At 64.0% G+C, this 20,595-nt stretch carries 20 protein-coding genes and 1 riboswitch; of the genes, 10 read left to right on the top strand and 10 right to left on the bottom strand.

All coding sequences use genetic code 11. The features are described 5' to 3' along the window. The 8 genes from J2X38_RS09525 to mazG all read left to right on the top strand — a co-directional run bounded on the left by J2X38_RS09525 (position 1) and on the right by mazG (position 6,984). Positions 1–1,203 (top strand): D-alanyl-D-alanine carboxypeptidase family protein, encoded by a 1,203-nt coding sequence (locus J2X38_RS09525; RefSeq protein ID WP_310253473.1) that lies wholly within the window; start codon positions 1–3, stop codon positions 1,201–1,203. Then, positions 1,200–1,820, top strand: coding sequence for a dTMP kinase (gene tmk / locus J2X38_RS09520; RefSeq protein WP_310253472.1), 621 nt, complete (start codon positions 1,200–1,202; stop codon positions 1,818–1,820). The genes J2X38_RS09525 and tmk overlap by 4 nt, the downstream gene beginning before the upstream one ends. Then, positions 1,808–2,797 (top strand): DNA polymerase III subunit delta', encoded by a 990-nt coding sequence (locus J2X38_RS09515; protein ID WP_310253470.1) that lies wholly within the window; start codon positions 1,808–1,810, stop codon positions 2,795–2,797. Before tmk ends, J2X38_RS09515 begins: the two co-directional genes overlap by 13 nt. Before the next feature lie 38 nt (positions 2,798–2,835). Continuing rightward, the gene (gene metG / locus J2X38_RS09510; protein WP_310253467.1) at positions 2,836–4,419 is read left to right on the top strand and encodes a methionine--tRNA ligase; all 1,584 of its coding nucleotides are present in this window, start codon (positions 2,836–2,838) and stop codon (positions 4,417–4,419) included. Further along, positions 4,419–5,195, top strand: coding sequence for a TatD family hydrolase (locus J2X38_RS09505; RefSeq protein WP_310253465.1), 777 nt, complete (start codon positions 4,419–4,421; stop codon positions 5,193–5,195). Before metG ends, J2X38_RS09505 begins: the two co-directional genes overlap by 1 nt. 13 nt (positions 5,196–5,208) lie before the next feature. Continuing rightward, positions 5,209–5,973: an MBL fold metallo-hydrolase gene (locus tag J2X38_RS09500; RefSeq protein WP_037510910.1), complete on the top strand. Its 765-nt coding sequence runs from the start codon at positions 5,209–5,211 to the stop codon at positions 5,971–5,973. Then, positions 5,970–6,146, top strand: coding sequence for a hypothetical protein (locus J2X38_RS09495; protein ID WP_310253462.1), 177 nt, complete (start codon positions 5,970–5,972; stop codon positions 6,144–6,146). The genes J2X38_RS09500 and J2X38_RS09495 overlap by 4 nt, the downstream gene beginning before the upstream one ends. A 64-nt stretch (positions 6,147–6,210) precedes the next feature. Then, a complete protein-coding gene (gene mazG, locus J2X38_RS09490; protein WP_310253460.1) occupies positions 6,211–6,984 on the top strand; it encodes a nucleoside triphosphate pyrophosphohydrolase in 774 nt (257 codons plus the stop codon). Here the strand turns inward: mazG and hflX are convergent. From hflX to dusB, 7 genes are all read right to left on the bottom strand, one after another. After that, positions 6,962–8,251 carry a GTPase HflX gene (gene hflX, locus J2X38_RS09485; protein WP_405053449.1) on the bottom strand — a complete coding sequence of 430 codons (1,290 nt, stop codon included), beginning with the start codon at positions 8,249–8,251 and terminating at the stop codon, positions 6,962–6,964. The genes mazG and hflX overlap by 23 nt on opposite strands. Before the next feature lie 59 nt (positions 8,252–8,310). After that, positions 8,311–8,811 (bottom strand): RNA chaperone Hfq, encoded by a 501-nt coding sequence (gene hfq / locus J2X38_RS09480; RefSeq protein ID WP_056375239.1) that lies wholly within the window; start codon positions 8,809–8,811, stop codon positions 8,311–8,313. 118 nt (positions 8,812–8,929) lie between these two features. Further along, a complete protein-coding gene (locus tag J2X38_RS09475) occupies positions 8,930–10,309 on the bottom strand; it encodes a sigma-54 dependent transcriptional regulator (protein ID WP_058537938.1) in 1,380 nt (459 codons plus the stop codon). Next, positions 10,299–12,590, bottom strand: coding sequence for an ATP-binding protein (locus tag J2X38_RS09470; RefSeq protein WP_310253456.1), 2,292 nt, complete (start codon positions 12,588–12,590; stop codon positions 10,299–10,301). Before J2X38_RS09470 ends, J2X38_RS09475 begins: the two co-directional genes overlap by 11 nt. A gap of 93 nt (positions 12,591–12,683) precedes the next feature. Continuing rightward, the gene (locus J2X38_RS09465) at positions 12,684–14,093 is read right to left on the bottom strand and encodes a sigma-54 dependent transcriptional regulator (RefSeq protein WP_310253454.1); all 1,410 of its coding nucleotides are present in this window, start codon (positions 14,091–14,093) and stop codon (positions 12,684–12,686) included. Continuing rightward, a complete protein-coding gene (locus J2X38_RS09460; RefSeq protein WP_310253453.1) occupies positions 14,090–15,181 on the bottom strand; it encodes an ATP-binding protein in 1,092 nt (363 codons plus the stop codon). Before J2X38_RS09460 ends, J2X38_RS09465 begins: the two co-directional genes overlap by 4 nt. After that, positions 15,178–16,176, bottom strand: a complete 999-nt coding sequence (gene dusB / locus J2X38_RS09455; RefSeq protein WP_310253451.1) for a tRNA dihydrouridine synthase DusB — start codon at positions 16,174–16,176, stop codon at positions 15,178–15,180. Before dusB ends, J2X38_RS09460 begins: the two co-directional genes overlap by 4 nt. A 97-nt stretch (positions 16,177–16,273) precedes the next feature. On the opposite strand from dusB, the gene J2X38_RS09450 reads away from it, so the two are divergent. Continuing rightward, complete coding sequence (locus J2X38_RS09450; protein WP_310253449.1) at positions 16,274–17,452, top strand: bifunctional 2-C-methyl-D-erythritol 4-phosphate cytidylyltransferase/2-C-methyl-D-erythritol 2,4-cyclodiphosphate synthase; 1,179 nt, start codon at positions 16,274–16,276, stop codon at positions 17,450–17,452. Between the two features lie 4 nt (positions 17,453–17,456). Further along, positions 17,457–18,011, top strand: coding sequence for a CinA family protein (locus J2X38_RS09445; RefSeq protein ID WP_310253447.1), 555 nt, complete (start codon positions 17,457–17,459; stop codon positions 18,009–18,011). Here J2X38_RS09445 and metA read toward each other — a convergent pair. From metA to lipA, 3 genes are all read right to left on the bottom strand, one after another. Then, entirely contained in the window at positions 17,957–18,952 is a 996-nt protein-coding gene (metA, locus tag J2X38_RS09440) for a homoserine O-succinyltransferase (protein ID WP_310253445.1), read from the bottom strand. The two genes, J2X38_RS09445 and metA, sit on opposite strands and share 55 nt — an antisense overlap. Before the next feature lie 40 nt (positions 18,953–18,992). Further along, positions 18,993–19,098: riboswitch (SAM-I-IV-variant riboswitch) on the bottom strand. Between the two features lie 54 nt (positions 19,099–19,152). Further along, positions 19,153–19,593, bottom strand: a complete 441-nt coding sequence (locus J2X38_RS09435) for a type II toxin-antitoxin system RatA family toxin (protein ID WP_310253443.1) — start codon at positions 19,591–19,593, stop codon at positions 19,153–19,155. Positions 19,594–19,600: 7 nt separating this feature from the next. After that, entirely contained in the window at positions 19,601–20,536 is a 936-nt protein-coding gene (lipA, locus tag J2X38_RS09430; RefSeq protein ID WP_058538212.1) for a lipoyl synthase, read from the bottom strand. Between the last annotated feature and the right edge of the window lie 59 nt (positions 20,537–20,595).

Here is a 20,595-nt window from a genome sequence, read left to right as displayed (position 1 = left end):
GTGAGGGGCGCGGCGGCGGGCCTGACCGCGCTCGCGCTGACGCTGGCTTTTCCCGCAGCATCGGCAGGCGATACCCGCCCCAAAAGCGCGCCGGTCAGCCGCCCGCTCTACGTCACGCAGGCGCCGATCGTGATGCTCAAGGATCTCGATTCGGGCGCGATCCTCTTTTCGCGCGGTGCCGACAAGCGCTTCGCGCCGGCGTCGATGGCGAAGGTGATGACCGCCTATGTCGTGCTCGACCTGATCAAAAAGGGCGAACTTGCGCGCGACAAGCAATTCACCGTCAGCGAGGCGACATGGAAGAAGTGGAACGGCAGCACCGGCGGGTCGACGATGTTCCTGCGCCCGAACGAAAAAGTCTCGGTCGACGAATTGCTCAAAGGATTGATCACCGTCTCGGGCAATGACGCCGCCGCGGTCCTTGCGGTCGGCATCGACGGAAGCGAGGATGCATTCGCCAAAAGAATGAACGTCGTAGCGGCCAAAATTGGGATGGCATCGAGTCGCTTCGGAACGCCGAGCGGCTGGCCCGACGGCGGCATCACCAAAGTCAGCGCGGCTGATCTCATCACGCTTGCCGACCGGCTGATCCGCGACCATCCGGATGGTTATAGTCGATATTTCTCGCTGCCGAAGCTTCAGCATGGCAAGTCGCCCGAGGGCAAGCCGATCATCCAGCCCAACCGCAACCCCATTCTCGGGCGTTTCGAGGGGGCCGACGGCCTGAAAACCGGCCACACCGCCGAAGCCGGCTATTGCTTCCTCGGTTCGGCGAAGCGGAACGGCCGCCGCCTGGTCATGGTGGTCGCCGGCATGAGCAGCGAAAAAGCGCGGCGCGACGAGGCCGAACGGCTTATGAAATGGGGCTTCGAGGAATGGGAGGGGCGGGAACTTGTCCCCGCAGGCGCCAGCCTCGGCCGGATCGATGTCCGAAAGGGAGCGATTCCCGCGGTCGCCACCCAGGCCGGGATCGCGGTGCGGATGACGGTTCCCAAGGGCTATGAGGGCAGCTATCGCGCGGTGATGCGCACACGAGCCCCCATTGCCGCGCCGCTCATTCGCGGGACGCCGGTCGCCGACCTCGTCGTCACGCCCGACGGCCTGCCGCCACAAACGACGCCGCTAATCGCCGCCACCGATGTCGCCGAGGGCGGCGTGTGGGCGCGCGCACGAACAGGGTTTTACCGGCTGACCGGGCTGTGACTGGGCGGTTCATCACGCTCGAGGGCGGCGAAGGGGTCGGTAAATCCACCCAGATTCGCGCGCTCACGGCCGCGCTCGAGGCGCGCGGCATCGAAACCGTCGCGACCCGCGAACCCGGCGGCAGCGCGGGCGCGGAGGCGATCCGCGCACTGCTGATGGAAGGAAGCGACGACCGCTGGGATGCGCGCAGCGAGGCCCTGCTCTTCGCCGCTGCGCGCGCCGACCATGTCGCGCGGACGATCCGTCCTGCGCTTGAAAGCGGCGCGTGGGTGCTCTGCGACCGTTTCGTCGATTCGAGCCGCGCCTATCAGGGCGGCGGTGGCGGAATCACCGACGCCGACCTCCTGAGGCTGCACGGATTCGGTTCGATGGGCTTGATGCCCGACCGTACCTTCCTGCTCACCGTCAGCGCCGACGAGGCGGCACGGCGGTTGACCGAACGCGGCGGGAGCGACCGCATGGGTAACAAGCCCGCCGACTATCAGACGCGGCTCGCGGCGCGCTTTGTCGAAATGGCGAAAGCCGAACCCGCGCGATGGCGGATCGTCGATGCAGATGCGGCGGCATCGGACGTCACCGCCGCGATCCTCGCCGAACTCGCCGAATGGCTGTTATGATCGGTCATCAGGACGCCGAAAAGGCTTTTCTCGAAGCGTGGCAAGGCGGTCGCCTCCATCACGCATGGCTCCTCGCCGGACCGCTGGGAATGGGAAAGGGCCTATTTGCCGAACGCGTCGCGCGCTTTCTCGTGACCCATGGGCGCGGCGGTGACGGGCAATCGGTGACGCTCGACGACCGCGGAGACGACGCCGCGGCCCGGCTGGTCGACGCCGGAAACCATCCCGAGATCCTCCGCCTCGCGCGCCAGCCGAAGGACAAAGCGAAAGAACTCGCCCGCAACATCACGATCGAACAGATCCGGCAGATGATCCGCCGTCTGCACCTCTCGCTGTCGCTCGGCGAGTGGCGCGTGATCATTGTCGACGCGGTCGACGATCTCGAAACCGATGGCGCCAACGCGCTGCTCAAGACGCTCGAAGAACCGCCGGCGAAAACGCTGTTCCTGCTCGTCAGCCATTCGCCGGGGCGCTTGCTCCCGACGATCAGGTCGCGTTGCCGAACGCTTCGTTTTCAGCCGGTTGAGCGTGACGTCATGACCCCGTGGCTGCACGAACTGCGGCCCATGCTGGAGATGGCCGAGGTACGCGCGATCGTCGCCGCATCGGGCGGCGTACCGGGCAAGGCGCTCGCGCTGATCGACAGCGATGTCGCGGTGATGGAAAAGAAGCTGCTCGCCATTGCGACGAGCGGCGATCCCGAAAACCGGCTGCGCGAGGCGCTTGCGCGCGAGGTCGGCGGGACCAGCAATCGCGCCCGTCTTGAACTGGTGATCGACATTGTTCCCGGGCTGCTTGCTCGCCTGGCGCGCGAACGGCCGGTGGCCGAGATCGCACCGATCCTCGCGCAGTGGGACCGCGTCCAGCGCACCGTCCGCGATGCGATCCGGGGTTCCTACGACGGCGCGATGGTCGGCTTCGAAATCGGCAATTGCCTCGCCGAATTGGCGCCGAGGACGGGTCAGGCAGCACGCTGACGCTTTCCCTCGCGCGCGCCAGCGGCTAAGGCGCGCGCATGTCCGAAAACACCGAACCTTTCTACATCACCACGGCGATCAGCTACCCCAATGGCCGTCCGCATATCGGCCACGCGTACGAGGCGATCGCGACCGACGTTATGGCGCGTTTCCAGCGCGCGCGCGGCCGCGACGTGCGGCTGATCACCGGCACCGACGAACATGGGCTGAAGATGTTCCAGACCGCGCGCGACCAGGGCCGCGCGACGATCGATCTCGCCGACGAAATGTCCGGATATTTCCGTGAGATGTACGCCAGGCTGAATATCAGCTATGATAATTTCATGCGCACGTCCGACGCCGCGCATCACGCCGCGTCGCAGGCGATCTGGCGCGCCATGGAAGCGAATGACGACCTTTATCTCGACCGCTACGAGGGCTGGTATTCGGTTCGCGACGAAGCCTTCTATGACGAAAGCGAGCTGACCGACGGGGAAGGGGGCGTCCGCCTCTCGCCGCAGGGTACGCCGGTCGAATGGACCGTCGAGGAAAGCTGGTTCTTCCGCCTGTCCAAATATCAGGACAAGCTGCTCGCGCTCTACAACGACCAGCCCGATTTCATCCGCCCCGAAAGCCGCCGCAATGAGGTGATGCGCTTCGTCGAGGGCGGCCTCAAGGACCTCAGCGTCTCGCGCACCAGCTTCGACTGGGGCGTGCCGGTGCCGGGCTCGCCCGGGCATGTGATGTATGTGTGGGTCGACGCCCTCACCACCTATCTGTCAGGACTGGGTTACCCCGATCCGGAAAGCGATTATGGCAAATTCTGGCCGGCGAATATCCACATGATCGGCAAGGATATCGTGCGCTTTCATACAGTTTACTGGCCGGCTTTCCTGATGAGCGCAAAGCTGCCCTTGCCCAAGCAGGTGTTCGGCCACGGCTTCCTGCTCAACCGCGGCGAGAAAATGTCGAAGTCGCTCGGCAACGTTGTCGACCCGATGGCGCTCGCCGATCAGTTCGGGGTCGACGCGCTGCGCTATTATCTCCTTCGCGAAGTCAGCTTTGGCCAGGACGGCACCTATTCGGCCGAGGCGATCGTGCGCACCGCGAACGCCGACCTCGCGAACAGCTTCGGCAATTTGGCCCAACGTAGCTTGTCGATGATTTTCAAGAATTTGGACGGTAAACTTTCCGCCGACTATATGCCTGCGCAGGACGACAACGACCTGCTCGCAGATCTCGGCGACATGGCAGCAATCCGGTTGCCGCGCGAGTTCGAACATCTCGCCTTCTCGATCGGCATCGAAGACTGGATCCGGGCAGTCTTCGCCTGCAATCAATATGTCGACACGCAAGCGCCTTGGGCGCTGCGCAAGACCGATCCCGAACGCATGCGCGCGGTGCTGATGACCTTGTTCCAAGCCGTGCGTACGCTGGCGATCGCGATCCGGCCCGTCGTCCCGGCGGCGGCGGACAAATTGCTCGACCAGATGGGCATCGCCGCCGACGCGCGCGACTTCTCCGCATTGGACGATCGGGACTGGCTGATGAAACTCGCCGCCAGCGGCTTCACCGTCGGACAGCCCGTGCCGATCTTCCCGCGTCTCGAACTGCCCGAGGGTGAAGGGGAAGGGGAGGCGTAATGCTCGTCGATTCGCACTGCCACCTCAACTACAAGGGCTTGGCCGAGCAGCAGGGCGAGGTGCTGGAGCGCGCCCGCGCGAAGGGCGTGACCGCGATGCTCAATATCGCGACGCGCGAAAGCGAGTGGGACGATGTGCTCGCCGCCGCTGAAGCGAATGGCGATGTGTGGGCGAGCGTCGGCATCCACCCGCACGACGCCGACCATCATCCCGACGTCGACACCACCAAACTGGTCGAACGCGCGGCGCACCCGCGCGTGATCGGGATCGGCGAAACCGGGCTCGACTATTATTATGACAAGAGCGACCGCGCGCGGCAGCAGGACAGCTTTCGCCGTCATATTCACGCATCGCAGCAAACCGGCCTGCCGATCATCGTTCACACGCGCGATGCCGAAGCCGACACGCTGGCGCTGCTCGGCGAAGAAATGGGCAGGGCGGCTTTTCCCGGCGTGATCCACTGCTTTACCGCGAGCGACGATTTTGCCCATAAGGCGCTCGACCTTGGGCTCTTCATCTCGATCTCGGGCATCGTGACGTTCAAGAACGCCGCCGATCTCCAGGCCACGGCCAAGTGGTTGCCGCAGGACCGACTGCTGATCGAAACCGATTCCCCCTTCCTCGCCCCCGTCCCGCATCGCGGCAAAACCGGCGAGCCCGCCTTTGTTGCCGATACGCTCGCGTTCCTCGCCAAGCTGCGCGGCGACGACGAAGACGCGCTCGCCGCCGCGACGAGCGCCAATTTTTACGCGCTTTTCAACAAGGCGCGGCCATGACGTTCCACGCATCATGAGGTTGCGAATCCTCGGCTGCGGGACGTCTTCGGGTGTTCCGCGGATCGGCAACGACTGGGGGCAGTGCGATCCCGACAATCCACGCAACCTGCGCAGCCGGGCGTCGATCATGGTGTCGCTCGGCGGCTTTCGTATCCTCGTCGACACCAGCCCCGATATGCGGTTGCAGCTGCTCGACGCAGGCGTGGGCGAAATCGATGCGGTCATCTGGACCCACGAGCACGCCGACCATACGCACGGCCTCGACGATCTGCGCCAGGTCATGCACCTGCGCAGGTCCGCCGTTCCCGTCTATGCACGCGACCATGTGCTCGATATCCTCAAATGGCGCTTCACCTACGCCTTCGCGGGCAATGCCGGCTATCCGGCGTCGGTCGATCCAATCGACCTCCACGATCATCAGTCGATCGGCCCTATTGAAGTGTCGGCGATCGAAATGCCGCACGGGCCGATCAAGGCTAGCGGCCTGATCTTCAGCGATGGCGCCCATAAGATCGCCTATGCGACTGATTTTTCGAAATTTACTGACGAAATGGTCGACTTCTTCCAAGGCGTCGACCTGTTCGTCATCGACGCGCTGCGCCGCTATCCGCATCCGACGCATCCGCATCTGGCCATGACGCTCGAAGGTCTTGCCAAGGTCGGCAATCCGCGTGCAATCATCACGCATATGGACAACACGATGGATTATGACGACCTTGCGGCCGAATTGCCGCCGGGTGTCGAACCGGGATATGACGGGCTGGAGGTGCAGCTATGAGTGGTGACACGACGGTTCAGATCCTGTGGTTCGCGGGCGCGTTCGCATTGGTCCTGAGTTCTTTGCTGGCACGGCGCTTGCCGATGGCCGACTGGCTCAAAATGGCGCTGGCGTGGGTTGCGATCTTTGGGCTCGTATTCCTCGTCATCCGCACATGGCAGGCGGTGACGTAGCGAGAAGCCTTTCCTCTTCTGAATTCCAGAACATTTAACATAATATATATTATCGGATAACTCTATGGCCGAGACGGCAGCCCAATCCCCCATCGACCGCCTGCTCGCCATCATGCGCCAGTTGCGCAATCCCGATGGCGGCTGCGAATGGGATCTGGCGCAGGATTTCTCGACCATCGCGCCCTACACGATCGAAGAAGCCTATGAGGTCGCCGATGCCATTGCCGGCGGCGATCCTGCCGAGATTTGCGACGAGCTTGGCGACCTTCTGCTCCAGGTCGTCTTTCACAGCCAGATTGCGGCCGACGACGGCCTGTTCGGTTTCGACGATGTCGCCAATGCCATCAGCAACAAGATGGAGCGGCGCCATCCGCATATTTTCGGCGGCGGCAAGACGACCGACCTCCGGTTGCAGTGGGAGCAGATCAAGGCGGCCGAACGCGCGTCGGACGGGCCAACGAGTGCGCTCTCCGGCGTCGCGCTATCGCTTCCCGCGCTGCTGCGTGCGCAAAAGCTGCAAGGACGCGCCGCGCGTGTCGGCTTCGACTGGCCCGACACAGAGGGCCCCCTCGACAAGATCGCCGAAGAGCTTGTCGAGGTTGCGGGCGCAGCCAATGATGCCGAACGACACGAAGAGGTCGGCGACCTCCTGTTCGCGGTGGTCAATTACGCGCGCCACCTTGGCGTCGATGCCGAAGGCGCGCTGCGCGACGCCAACGTGAAATTCGCGCGCCGCTTTGCGGCGATGGAAGCGCGTGCCGGCGGCAGCCTGTCGGGGCTTTCGCTCGACGTGCAGGAAAGCCATTGGCGGGCAGTCAAGGTGTCGGAACGTCCGTAGAGGGCCATAACCGCTCGAAACGCGCGCTATCGGCAGGATCGAGCCGGACGGTCAACACATGCCCCTCGGCTTCGGGCTCGTCCGCCAGCACTTCGCCGCGCGCGTGAAGCCACGCCGCCGCTTCGCCCTGGCTATAGGTCAGATAGATGCGCTGCACCTTGTGCAGCGCGGTCAATTGTGACGCCATAAGGGTACGCGCGGCTTCGACGCCCTCGCCCGTTACGGCCGATATGATTGCAACGTCGGGGCGCCGCGCTGCCATTTCTTCAATGTCCGCCCGGCGGCCGCTATCGGCGGTGTCGATCTTGTTCCAGATTTCAATTTGCTGGATCACCGGCGGCGCATCGCCCTCCTCCCCATCCTGCGGCCCGTTGACACCGAGCGAGTTCAGAATGGCGCGCACGTCATCATATTGCGCTTCGCTGTCGGGATGGACGATGTCGCGGACATGGACGATGAGGTCGGCGGTGGTGACTTCCTCCAGCGTCGCGCGGAACGCCGCGACCAGTTCGGTCGGCAGGTCAGAGACAAAGCCCACCGTGTCGGACAGGATCGCCTTGTCAATGCCGGGCAGCCGGATTTCGCGCATCGTCGGGTCGAGCGTCGCGAAAAGCATATCTTCCGCCATGACGTCACTTCCGGTCAACCGATTGAAGAACGTCGATTTTCCGGCATTGGTATAGCCGACGAGCGCGACCACGGGCCAAGGTGCGCGCTGCCGTTTCGATCGCTGCAGTTGGCGCGTTCTCCGGGCATCCTCGAGGCTGCGCCGGATGCGTGCCATGCGGTTGCGGATCATCCGCCGGTCGGCCTCGATCTGCGTTTCGCCGGGTCCCCCAAGGAAGCCGAAACCGCCGCGCTGGCGTTCAAGGTGGGTCCAGCTACGCACCAGCCGCCCTGCCTGATAATCGAGATGCGCGAGCTCGACCTGCAGCCGCCCCTCGGCGGTCGCGGCGCGCTCGCCGAAGATTTCGAGGATCAGGCCCGTGCGGTCGATCACCTTCGTCCCGAACGCAGTCTCGAGATTGCGCTGCTGGATCGGGCTGAGCGCCGCATCGACGACGACCAGCTGCACATTCTTTGCCGCGATATCGGGCGTGATCGCGTCGATCTGTCCGACGCCGAGTAAAGTCGCGGCACGCGTCTGACGAAGTCGAAGTGTATGCACCGCGACGACGTCGAGCCCGATCGCGAGCGCGAGCCCCCTCGCCTCCTCGGCGCGCGCGTCGAGGTCGCGCGCGAGGCGCTGGCTATGCCATTCGGGCACCACGATAAGCGCGGCGGCGCCGCGCGTTACCTCGTCTTCATTGTCGATTATCGGGTCGATCAGGCGTTGTCCGCTTCTGCGTCCGGCTCGCTGTCGGTCAGGTTGATCGGGCCGTTCGGCTGAACGGTCGAAATCGCATGTTTGTAGACGAGCTGAACCTGGCGCTCGCGCTCGAGCAGCATGCAGAACAGGTCGAACGCAACGATATCGCCCTGCAACATTACGCCATTGACGAGGAACATCGTCACCGACTCGTCCGACTTGCGCACCGCATTGAGGAACACGTCCTGCAATGCCTTGCCCTTGCTCGCCGGCGCATCGCGCAGATTGTCGCCGAGCAGCGACAGGTCGAAATCGTGCGACGGCATCACCGTCGAGATCGCGTGCTTGTAGACAAGCTGCGACTGTCCGTCACGGCGGAGCAGAAGCGAGAAGTTGTCGAACCAGGTGATGATGCCCTGCAGTTTCACACCCTTGACCAGAAACATGGTCACCGGGGTCTTGCTCTTACGGAGGGCGTTGAGGAAAATATCCTGGAGATTCTGATTTTTATCGGACACATTTGCCTCCTGTTTTTGGCGGTTAAACCGCGGGTACGGCGCCGGTTTTCCGGCTTTCAAGACCTTCTTTGCGAACGCAATATGCGGCAAAGGGCGCGCAAGGTCTAGCGCAAAGCCGCTATCCCTCGCCGTCCGAACTCTCGGTAAGCCCCAAAAGTTTCAGTTTGCGGTGCAAGGCCGAGCGCTCCATGCCGATGAAGGTCGCGGTGCGCGAGATATTGCCCGAAAAGCGGTTGATCTGGATGCGCAGATATTCGCGCTCGAAATTCTCGCGCGCTTCCTTCAGCGGAATCGCGGTGATCGATTCCGAATGGGGCAAGATGTCGGTTCCGCCGCGCACCAGTTCGGACGGCAGCATGTCGGCGTCGATCCGCGCCAGGCGGTCGCTCGGCGCCAAAATCATCACGCGTTCGATCACGTTGCGCAGTTCGCGAACATTGCCCGGCCACTCATGTGCCTGGAGCGCGGCCATGGCCTCGGAACTGATTTCGGGCGGCGCGACGCGGCGGTCGGCGGCATAACGACGGATATAATGATCGCAGAGGCTGGCGATATCGTCGCGCCGCTCACGCAGCGGCGGGATGTGGACGGGCACGACGTTCAGCCGGTAATAAAGGTCTTCGCGAAAACGGTTTTCGGCAATTTCGGTCATCAGGTCGCGGGCCGATCCCGAAATGATGCGGACATCGACGCGGATCATCGTGCGACCGCCCACGCGTGTGAAGCTCTGGTCGGTCAGGACGCGCAAGATCTTGCCCTGCGTCGTCAGCGGCATGTCGGCGACCTCGTCGAGGAACAGGGTGCCGCCATGCGCCTGTTCGAGCAGCCCGACGCGGATCGAGCCGTCCTCGGCTTCGGACCCGAACAATTCGGTCTCGACCGTCTCGGGGTCCATTCGCGCCGACGAAATGACGCGGAACGGCGCGTTCTGCCGCCCGCTCCATCCGTGCAGCACGCGCGCGGCGACCTCCTTGCCGACGCCGGGCGCACCCGTGATCAGCACGCGGCTCCCCGTCCCCGCCACGCGCTTCAGCGTCGCGCGGACATTGTTGATCGCGGCGCTGGTGCCGGTCAGTTCGTCCGACGGGCCTGCCTTCTCGCGCAATTGCTCATATTCGAACTTCAGCCGCTCATTCTCGGTCGCGCGCGCGACGAGGTGGAGCAGGCGCGAGGCTTCGAACGGCTTTTCGATGAAATCGAACGCGCCCCGGCGGATTGCTGCGACTGCGGTGTCGAGACCGCCATGGCCAGAGATGACGATGATCGGCAGCGTCGGATCGAACGCCTTGATCGCTTCGACCAGCCCCAGCCCGTCGAGCCGCGATCCTTGCAGCCATACGTCGATCAGCGCCAGCGACGGCCGCCGCTGGCGGATCGCTTCCAGCGCGGAATCGCTGTCCGACGCGGTGCGCGCCTCATAACCTTCGTCTTCCATGACGCCGGCGACGAGGTCGCAAATGTCGCGTTCGTCGTCGACGATCAGAATATCAAGCGCCATGATCTTCTCTATCCTGCCGGTTCCGGATGCGTCCGGGAACCGATTCACTATGCCCCATGCCTTGTTCCCCGCCCTTGCCGGCCAACGGCCGCAGCCGGTCGGGGTGGAGCGTCAGCGTGACGCACGTCCCCTGCCCCGCCGGATTGTCCGAAAATTCAAGTTCGCCATAATGTTGCTCGACGATCTTCTTGACGATCGCGAGCCCGAGGCCCGTCCCGCCCTGGCGCGTCGTCATATAGGGCTCGGCGATGGCGTCGCGCGCTTCCGGCAGCCCGATGCCGTCGTCGGAGACGCGAATGACGATCTCGCCATCCGCACCGGAAAAAAGTTCGGCAGCCACATGCCCGGTGACAGGCGCATCTGAATTTTTGTATTTTTCTTCAATTGCTTCTACGGCGTTTTTGACAATGTTCGTCATGGCCTGCGACAACAGACGACGATCGCAGACAAGCGGTTCGATCTCGGCCGGCGTTTTGACGGCGAACGCGATGTCGGGCTTTGCGACTTCGAACAGGAACACCGTCTGACGCAGGATATCGCGGACATCCTCGACCCCGAAGGTCGGTTTCGGCATCCGGGCAAAGCTGGAAAATTCATCGACCATGCGCCGCATGTCGTGCACCTGCCGGATCACCGTGTCGGTGAGCTTGCGGAAGGTGGCAGCATCGCCCTCGACCTTGTCGCCAAACCGCCGCTGGAGGCGCTCGGCCGCGAGCTGGATCGGGGTGAGCGGGTTCTTGATCTCGTGCGCGATGCGCCGCGCCACGTCGGACCAGGCCGCGCGGCGCTGATCGAGCAATTGCTGCGTAATGTCCTCGAAACTCAGGACAAAGCCATCGCCCTGCGCCACCGCTTTCGCCGCGAGCGTCGCGGGTTCGGCATCCTTGCGCGATAGCTGAACGATCGCCTCGCGCTCGTCGCTGATCAGGAGGCGCGCCAGTTCGGGCGCGACATCGTCGAGAGGTTGGCCCGTCAGGCATTCTGCCGACTGGCAAATCAAGCGTTCGGCGGCCGCATTGGCGAGCAGGATGCGGTGATCGGCATCGACCGAGACCACCGCCGACGACACGCCGCTCAGCACCGCCTCGATAAAGCTGCGCCGGGCTTCGAGCTGCTCGTTCACGCTGACGAGCGCGCCGGTCTGGCCCTGCAGCTGCTCGGTCATCCGATTGAAAGCACGCGTCAGGACCGCGATTTCGTCGTCGCGTGCCGGCGGAGTAACTCGGACCGACAGATCGCCGCCCGCCGCGGTTCGCGTCGCTCCGATCAATGTGCCGAGGGGACGAACGATACGGTCCGCAACCACGATCGCCGCTATGACGGCAAGCGCGAGAAGCAGCAATGAACCAAGATAGAGGGCGCCGTTGAATTGCAGCTGGAGCTGCTGCGAGCGGTCGAACAGGCTGTTATAGTCCGCCAGCACGGCGCTCGCGCGCGCCGACTGTTGGAATCCCGGGACGTTGGTGTCGCGCGAGGCATAGACATAGGCGCGATCGGTGCCGGGCAGCCGCGCCGCAGCTTCGATTCGGGTAGGCTGGCGAACAACGACGACATCCTCGCCCGCATCGAGGCGGCCGACCATCGCCGAACCAAGGCGGGCTTCGGCCGCCCTGTCGTCAGGGTTGATCGCCGTCGCGGTGCGCGCGACGCCATCCCTGCCGATTTCGATGATCGCCGATTCATTGAGGCTGCGCACCACGACCTGCTGCAAATAATAATTGCTGAAGGCCGGGCTATCGATCGGAACCAGGCTCAATTGTTTGCCAAGGTCGGTTGCCATCGCATAGGTGTTCGCGCCGACCTGGCGCTGGTTTTCCTGATAATATCCCTCGGCAAGGTTGGCGGCATTTTCGAACATGCCGCGCGACCGGTCCGAAAACCAGAAATCGACGCCGAACTGAAACAGCAGCGAGGCGAAAATCACGACGAGCAAGGTCGGTGCCGCGGCAATCAACGAAAAGAGCGCGACGAGCCGGACATGGAGGCGGCCGTTGCCGCCCGCCATCGACCGCACGGCCCGCGCGCGCGCAACGCGGCTGCCGATGAGCACGATCAATGCCATCGCCGGCACGAGATTGACGACCATGATCGCGGCCACCAGCGCAGGGGTCAGCAGCCGCTCGCTCTGCGCATCACCCGTCACAAAGATGTAGGTTGCGATGGCAACGCTGATGATGATGGCGAGCGTATAATATTCCGGGGCCGCGAAGCGCCAGAAACCCGAACGCACTTCTTGGCCGTCCGAATCCATGTCGAGAGCCAGAGTGGGGGATTGCGTCATTGTTGCCACGCTACGACAATCCTGTTGCATAGAAAACACACAATCTACGCAAGTGTCGCCCAATTGCCCCGATTCCGGGTTTGTCTTTGTCAATCAAGGGTGAGCGGGATCGATATCGAGCTGCCCGAGGCGCTTGCGGAGCGTGTTACGGTTGATGCCAAGGCGCCGTGCCGCCTCCAATTGGTTACCACGGACGTCACGCAGGACGCGCCGAAAAAGCGCTGCCTCGACGATCGCCTCGAGCTGTTCGTGAATATCGCCTTCGCTTGCCGTATCCGCCATCTGCTCGCGCGCCCAATCGTCGACAGCGCGGGCGATCAGCGCAGCGGGCTCGACCGCGCCGCCGCCCTCGCCGCTTTCGTGCAGCACCGTCTCGACATCGCGGACGGTCACGACGACGTCGCGCGACAAGACGGCAAGGCGCTGAACGACATTGCCGAGTTCGCGGACATTGCCCGGCCAGTCGTAGCGCTCGAGCCATTGCATCGCAGCGGGCGCGAACTGGCGATCGGGCAACCCCGAACTGCGCCCGGCCTCGACAAAGTGGCGCACGAGCGCGGCGATGTCGCTGCGTCGGTCGCGCAGCGGTGGCAGCGTCACGGGAATGACGTTGAGACGATAGAAGAGATCCTCGCGGAAGCGGCCATCGGCGACGAGGGTGCGCATATCGCGGTGCGTCGCGGCGATGACGCGCACATCGGCGCGCAGCGCCTGACTGCCGCCGACCGTCGAATATTCGTTGCTCTGCAGGACGCGCAGCAGGCGCGTCTGCGCCTCGAGCGGCATGTCGCCGATTTCGTCGAGGAAGAGTGTGCCGCCCGCAGCCTGTTCGAAGCGTCCGGCATTGCGGCTGTGCGCGCCGGTAAAGGCACCCTTTTCGTGACCGAACAATTCGGCTTCGATCAGTTCGCGCGGGATTGCGGCCATGTTGATCGCCACGAAAGGTCCGTTGCGACGCAGGCCGGTTGCGTGGATCGCACGCGCCACGACCTCCTTGCCCGTCCCCGATTCACCAAGGATCAGCACCGCCAGGTCGTTCGAGGCGAGCCGCGCGATCGTGCGATAGACCGCCTGCATCGCCGGCGCGCGGCCGACGAGGCCATGGCTGTCAGCCGGCGCCGCGGTGTCCCTTGCCGCGGGTTCCGCCTTTCGCTGCAACGCGGCGCGGACACTCGCGGTCAGTTCGTCGAGATCGAACGGCTTGGGCAGATAATCATAACTCCCGATCCCCGTTGCACGCACTGCGGTATCGAGCGTGTTCTGCGCCGACAGCACGATCACCGGGGTCAGGGCGTCGATGCGCAGCGAATCGATGCCGTCGCCGTCGGGCAGGACGACATCGGTGATAACGAGATCTGGACGGTTGTCGGCGAGCCAGGCATTGCGTTCGGCGATGCTGGCGACCGATGCGAAGCGGCCACATTCGCCGACGAGCGTTTCGCGAATGATCATCGCGATCGCCGGATCATCCTCCACCAGCAGGATCGTCTTCGCCTTGCTCATGCCGGCCGTCCCTTTTGCGCGACGGGCAGATGGACCCGAAAGCGCGTCCATTCGTCATCACGGATATGCTGGACGGTGCCGCCCATATCGCGCGCCAGTTTGGCGACGAGCGCGAGGCCGAGCCCCCTTCCCTCGCGCTTCGTCGTCACGAACGGCGCGAACAGGTCGCCGCGAATGTCGGCGGGAACGCCGGGGCCATTATCGCTGACGCTGACCTCGATTGGTAGCGCGATGCGTCCGCGCCCGTCGCCATTGTCGATCGACAGGCCGTGCCGGTAAGCGGTCGTCAACCGGACGACCCCGTCGTCGCGCCCACCCAGCGCCTCGCAGCCATTGGTCACGAGATTGAGCAATATCTGCACCATGGCGTCGTGGTTCCCATGGACCAGCGGCAATGACGGATCGAAATCCTCCGCAAAACGGATTCCCGGAAACTGGCGTGCGCGAGCGGTTTCCATTGCCTGATGGATCGGCTGGTAGAGGTTGATTGGGCCGCAGGCCATCGGTTGCCCGCGCGAGAAATGTTCCATCTGGTCGATCAGCGTCGCGATCCGGTCGACCTCGGCGCAGATCAGCGTCGTAAAGCGCTCGCCCCCCGCGTCGGTCTTGCGCGCCAGCAACTGCGCGGCGCCCTTGATCCCTGCGAGCGGGTTCTTGATCTCGTGCGCCAGCATCGATGCCGCCGCGCCCGCCGCGCGGCCCGAGCGGCCGATCGCGCCGCCCATCAGCTCGGCGTCGCTTTGCGACGGCACGAGCGCGAGGATGCGGTGACCGCTTTGGCCATAGGGCACCATCTGCATATCGACGAAGAAGGACCGGCGGCCACCCGCCGAAATCTCGGTGCGATGCGCGAAAAGCGCCGACGTCGAAGCGTCACTCATCCGCTGGCGATAGCTGCGATCCATCTCGATGACGTCATAGACAACGCGGCCGACCATCGCCGAGCGGCTGACATTGCAGAGTTGCTCGGCGGCGGCATTGACGAACAGCACCACCCCGCCGCCGTCGATGAGCAGCGTTGGGACGGGATGCGACTGGATCAGCTCGTCATGGTCGAAGCTCGGGATGCTCGACGTGAGCGTGGTCACGCCGCCGCCTTACTCAGGAACGGCGTGTAGAACTGCTCGAGCGCGTCGAGCACATCGCGGCTGCTCGGAATCTGGTTGACCTTATTGCGGAATTCGGCCGAGCCATGGAGGCTCTTGACGTACCAGCCGAGATGCTTGCGCGCCATATTGACCCCGGTCACTTCACCATAATGGTCGATCATCGCGCGATAATGCGATGTAATGACGTCATATTGCTCATCGATGCCCGGATCGGGCCGCGCGTTTTCGCCGCGCAGCGCCGCCATCACCTGTCCGAGCAGCCAGGGACGGCCATAAGCGCCGCGGCCGATCATCACGCCGTCGGCGCCGCTCCGCGCCAGCGCGGTGCGCGCATCGTCCGCCGAGCAGATGTCGCCATTGACGATAACCGGGATCGACACGGCATCCTTGACGCTGCGGACAAAGCCCCAGTCGGCCTCGCCGCGGTACATCTGGTTGCGCGTGCGGCCGTGGACGGTGACGAGCTTTGCGCCCAGATCCTCGGCGATATGTGCGAGTTCGGGCGCGTTGAGGCTGTCGTGGCACCAGCCCATGCGCATTTTGACCGTCACGGGCACTGACACGGCCTTGACGCAGGATTCGATCAGCGACGCAGCGAGCTTGAGGTCGCGCATCAGCGCCGAGCCTGCATCGCCGTTGGTCACCTTGCGCACCGGGCAGCCCATGTTGATGTCGATGATCGACGCACCGCGATCTTCGTTAAGCTTTGCCGCTTCGCCCATTTCATAAGGCGTGCAACCGACAAGCTGCATCGACACGGGTTCCTCAACCGGATCCCACGCCGCTTTCTGGATCGACTGGCGCGTTTCGCGGATCGCGGCCTGGCTCGCGATCATTTCGGTGACGTTGAGGCCCGAGCCATAATAGCGGACGAGCTTGCGGAACGGCAGATCGGTGACGCCCGTCATCGGCGCGAGGATCACAGGATCCGCGATGGTGATGTTGCCGATCTGGATGGGCCGCAGCGGCACCATGGCGGGGAGCTTTCGTTTACATTGCCTAAAATTTGAGCAGCCCGTACACGCTAAGCCGCTTTCCCGCAAGGCGCGGCTGCGCTAACCGGCGCGCACGATGATCGAGTCCGCCTTCCTCCCTGCCCCGCCCGTCGCGGTAATCCTGCTTGCCGGGGGCCAGGGAACGCGTGCGGGCTTCAGGCAGCCGAAGCAGCTCGAAGCGCTGGGCGGAAAGCCGGTCCTCCGGTGGAGCCTCGACGCCTTTGCAGCGCATCCCGCAATTTCGGGCGGCGTGCTGGTTGCGAATGATGACGTCGTGGCGGCCATCGGCGACCTTCCGAACACCTGGATCTCCGCCAATCCCGGCGTCGAGCGGCAGCAATCGGTCGGCAATGCGCTCGCGTCGATGGCAGGCTGGGACGACGAGGCGCTTGTTCTGGTCCATGACGCGGCGAGGCCGGGCGTGACCGCGGAGGTGATCGATCGCCTGCTGGCGGCGCTGGGGAACGCCGAAGCGGCGATCCCGACGCTTCCAGTTCCCGATACGCTGGTCGAACAAGCCGCCCATCTCGCCGGTGACGTTGTCGACCGCAGCGCGCTGGCGCGCGTCCAGACGCCGCAGGCGTTCCATCTTGGCACATTGCGCCGCGCGCATGCCGAAGCCGTCGAGGCGGCCGCGACCGATGACGCGCAACTCGTCCGGCGGCTTGGCCTGCCGGTCGTTGCGGTGCCCGGCGACGCCCGCCTTCATAAACTGACATATGCCGAGGATATGGCGATCCTGAACGGCTTGCTGGGGATCGATCGAATGACGCGCACTGCCGTTGGCATGGGATATGACGTCCATCGCCTGGTGGCGGACAAGCCGTTATGGATCGGGGGAATAGAAATCGCTCATAGTCATGGACTTGAAGGGCATAGCGATGCCGACGTCGCGCTTCACGCGCTGACCGATGCGATCCTCGGCGCGCTCGGCGACGGCGATATCGGCGATCATTTTCCGCCCAGCGACCCGAAATGGCGCGGCGCGGCGTCGCACCGCTTCCTTGGCTTTGCAGCCGAGCGGGCGGCGACGCGCGGCGGGCGCATCGACCATGTCGACGTGACGATCATCGCCGAAGCGCCGAAGATCGGCCCGCACCGCGCCGCGATGCGGGCACGGATTGCCGAAATCCTTGCGATTCCGCTCGAACGGGTTAGTGTCAAAGCAACTACGACAGAGCGGCTGGGCTTCACCGGTCGCCGCGAGGGGATCGCGGCCCAGGCCGTCGCGACCCTGCAACTTCCGGAGAATTGAACCCGTGCTGTCCGATGCTGAAACGCGCCTTGCCGCGCGCGACGACCTTGCCACAACCGTCCTTGCAAACAACCGCGCCGCGGGGCGGAAAGTCGCCGTGGCCGAAAGCTGCACGGGCGGCATGGTCTCGGTCGCGCTGACCGATATCGCCGGGAGCTCGGACGTATTCAGCGCCGGCTTCGTCACCTATTCGGGCCATGCCAAGCAGAGCCAGCTCGACGTCAGCAGCGAGATACTGGAAACCTTTGGCGAAGTCTCGCTCGCGACCGCGTGGGCGATGGCGGCGGGTGCGCTCGCCAACAGCGACGCCGATGTCGCGGTCGCGATCACCGGGATCGCCGGCCCCGGCGGCGGGTCGGAAAAGAAGCCCGTCGGCCTGATCGTGTTCGCGCGCGCGCTCCGCGGGCAGGATCCCGACGATTATTTCACCCAGCGGGTGCAGTTCGAATCGACCGATCGCGCGGCGATCCGCCATGCGGCCACGCTGTTCGCGCTCGACCTGCTTCAACCCGACAAGGACGAGTTGCGGCCGTCGGAAGATATTGCCCTGCCGGCTTGAGAGCGCAGGAGCGGCGCCTTTGGCTTCGGTCGTTCCGCGTTCACGCTGCCGGTGAAATCAAATGGCGTTGTTTGATAGATTTCGTTGACCCAGTTCGCGAACAGCAAGTGAGCATGACCGCGCCAACGGTTTTCCGGGGGGCGTGCAGGATCGTCGGCAGGAAAATAGCTTTTCGGAAGCTGGCCGGGTCCGTCACGGTGGTACTCGGACGCGAGCGTGCCGGTATCATATTCAAGATGGTTGAACATGTGCAGCATTCCGTTGACGCGGTCGTCGACGAAGCCGGCACCCACTTCGTCACTGCCTGCAAGAACATGCAGCTCTTTCGCGCCGGCCAAAGCGGAAGGGCAAACCTCTGTCCAGCGCGAGACGGGTACGTCGAATGTGTCTGAAAAACCCCGAAGATAAGGCGACGTGGGGGCCAGATTTTGATGCCTGAACACGCCGAAGGCTTTGCGCGACAGGTTGCGCTTTGGAACGCCGTGAAAGTGAAAAAGGGCGGCTTGCGCAGCCCAGCAGATCGTGAAGCAGCGATGGACATGCGTCTGTGTCCAATCAAGGATCGACCGCAGTTCGGGCCAATAGCGAACGTCCTCATAAGGTAGCCGTTCGACGGGTGCGCCCGTGATGATGAAACCGTCGAATCGCTCGGCGCTGACGTCGGTCCACGGCCGATAGAAGGCCGCCATGTGATCGGCCGGCGTGTTGCGGGAAACATGATCCGTGATCCGCACCAGCGTCAATTCGATTTGAAGCGGGTTCGCCCCAAGCAGTCGGGCCAGCTGGGTTTCGGTGTCGATCTTGTTCGGCATGAGGTTTAGCAAGCCTATCCGCAGCGGCCTGATGTCTTGGCGCACTGCATCGGCTTCCCCCATCACCATGACCCCCTCGGCTTCGAGAGTATGTCGAGCGGGGAGTTGATCGGGTATTGTTATGGGCACGGCGCGTCGCTTCCTCTTTACAGGTTCGACGCTTGGTGGCTTGATCCGCTTTAGTTGCCGGCCCGGCCACATCCTCCTTGCGGAGTGCCACCTTGCCCGGATCGGCAGGTTGGCGTTGGGCGTCGCCCCAACTCTTGATGCTGGGCTCGTCTTACGTCGCCGGAGCTGATTTCGCAAAAAGAAAACGCCGTGGGGGCAAGTCAGGCCACAATCCCGTAAAGTTCGTCGGCGCGGGTTTCGAACGCCGCGATCATCTTGCGCAGCGCCTTGTCAAACATCTGCCCGGCGAGCGCCTCAAACATCCGGCTGCGGAACGAAAAATCGACGAGGAAGTCGACACGGCATCCGCCACCCTCGGCGGGCTGGAAATGCCATTCGTTGTTCAGATGCTTCATCGGGCCGTCGATGTAGCTCACGCAAACCTCGCTCGGCCGCTGCTTGTGGACGCGGCACGAAAAGCTTTCGCGCAGCCCCTTGAAACCGACGATCATGTCGGCGACCGCCTCATGTTCGCTGTCGCTGCGGATGCGCAGCGCGATTACCCAGGGCAGGAACTCGGGATAGCGCGCAATATCAGTGACGAGCGCAAACATCTGCTCGTCGCTGTACGGCAGGACGCGGGTTTCGTGGTGCCGCGGCAAAGGTTCGTCAGTCCGCCTTGACGCGTGCCAGCTGCGCTTCGCGGGCCGCGCGCATGCGTTCGAAATCGTCGCCCGCATGATAGCTCGAACGCGTCAGCGGCGACGAAGCGACCTGCAGGAAGCCCTTCGCGCGCGCAATCTGCGCATAAGCGTCGAACGCCTGCGGCGTCACGAAGTCGATCACCTTGGCGTGCTTGGGCGTCGGCTGGAGATACTGGCCCATCGTCATGAAATCGATGTCGGCACTGCGCATGTCGTCCATCACCTGATGCACCTCCATCCGCTCCTCGCCGAGCCCGAGCATCACGCCCGACTTGGTGAAGATCGACGGATCGCGGCGCTTGACGCTTTCGAGCAGGCGCAGCGACGCATAATAGCGCGCGCCCGGGCGGATCGTCGGATAGAGCCGCGGCACGGTTTCGAGATTGTGGTTATAGACGTCGGGGCGCGCATCGACGATCGCCGCAACCGCGCTTTCGGGCTTGTTGCGAAAGTCAGGAGTCAGGATTTCGATCGTCGTCTGCGGCGTTTCGCGGCGCAGCGCGTTGATCACCTTCACGAACTGGCTCGCGCCGCCGTCGGGCAAATCGTCGCGGTCGACCGAGGTGATGACGATGTGGCTGAGCCCCATCTTCGCCGCGGCGATTGCGGTATGCTCGGGCTCGAGCAGGTCGACGGGGCGCGGCATGCCGGTCTTGACGTTGCAGAAGGCGCAGGCGCGGGTGCAGGTGTCGCCGAGGATCATCACCGTCGCGTGCTTTTTCGTCCAGCATTCGCCGATGTTCGGGCACGCAGCCTCCTCGCACACCGTATGCAGGTTGAGCTCGCGCATCAGCTTGCGCGTTTCGGCATAACCGGGGCTGGTCGGCGCCTTGACGCGAATCCAGTCGGGCTTGCGCTGGCGCTGGCTGGGAGTGGCGGCGGGTGATGCGGGAGCGTTCATTTGGCCCACATAGTCGCGCACGCGCCTCTTCTCAACCTCTCTACCTATGCTAAGGGCGG

The sequence above is a fragment of the Sphingopyxis sp. BE235 genome (assembly GCF_031457175.1).
In the GTDB taxonomy this organism is placed as follows: Bacteria; Pseudomonadota; Alphaproteobacteria; order Sphingomonadales; family Sphingomonadaceae; genus Sphingopyxis.
Note: the sequence above shows the minus strand (reverse complement) of the source record. Positions and strands in the feature narration are given on the sequence as shown.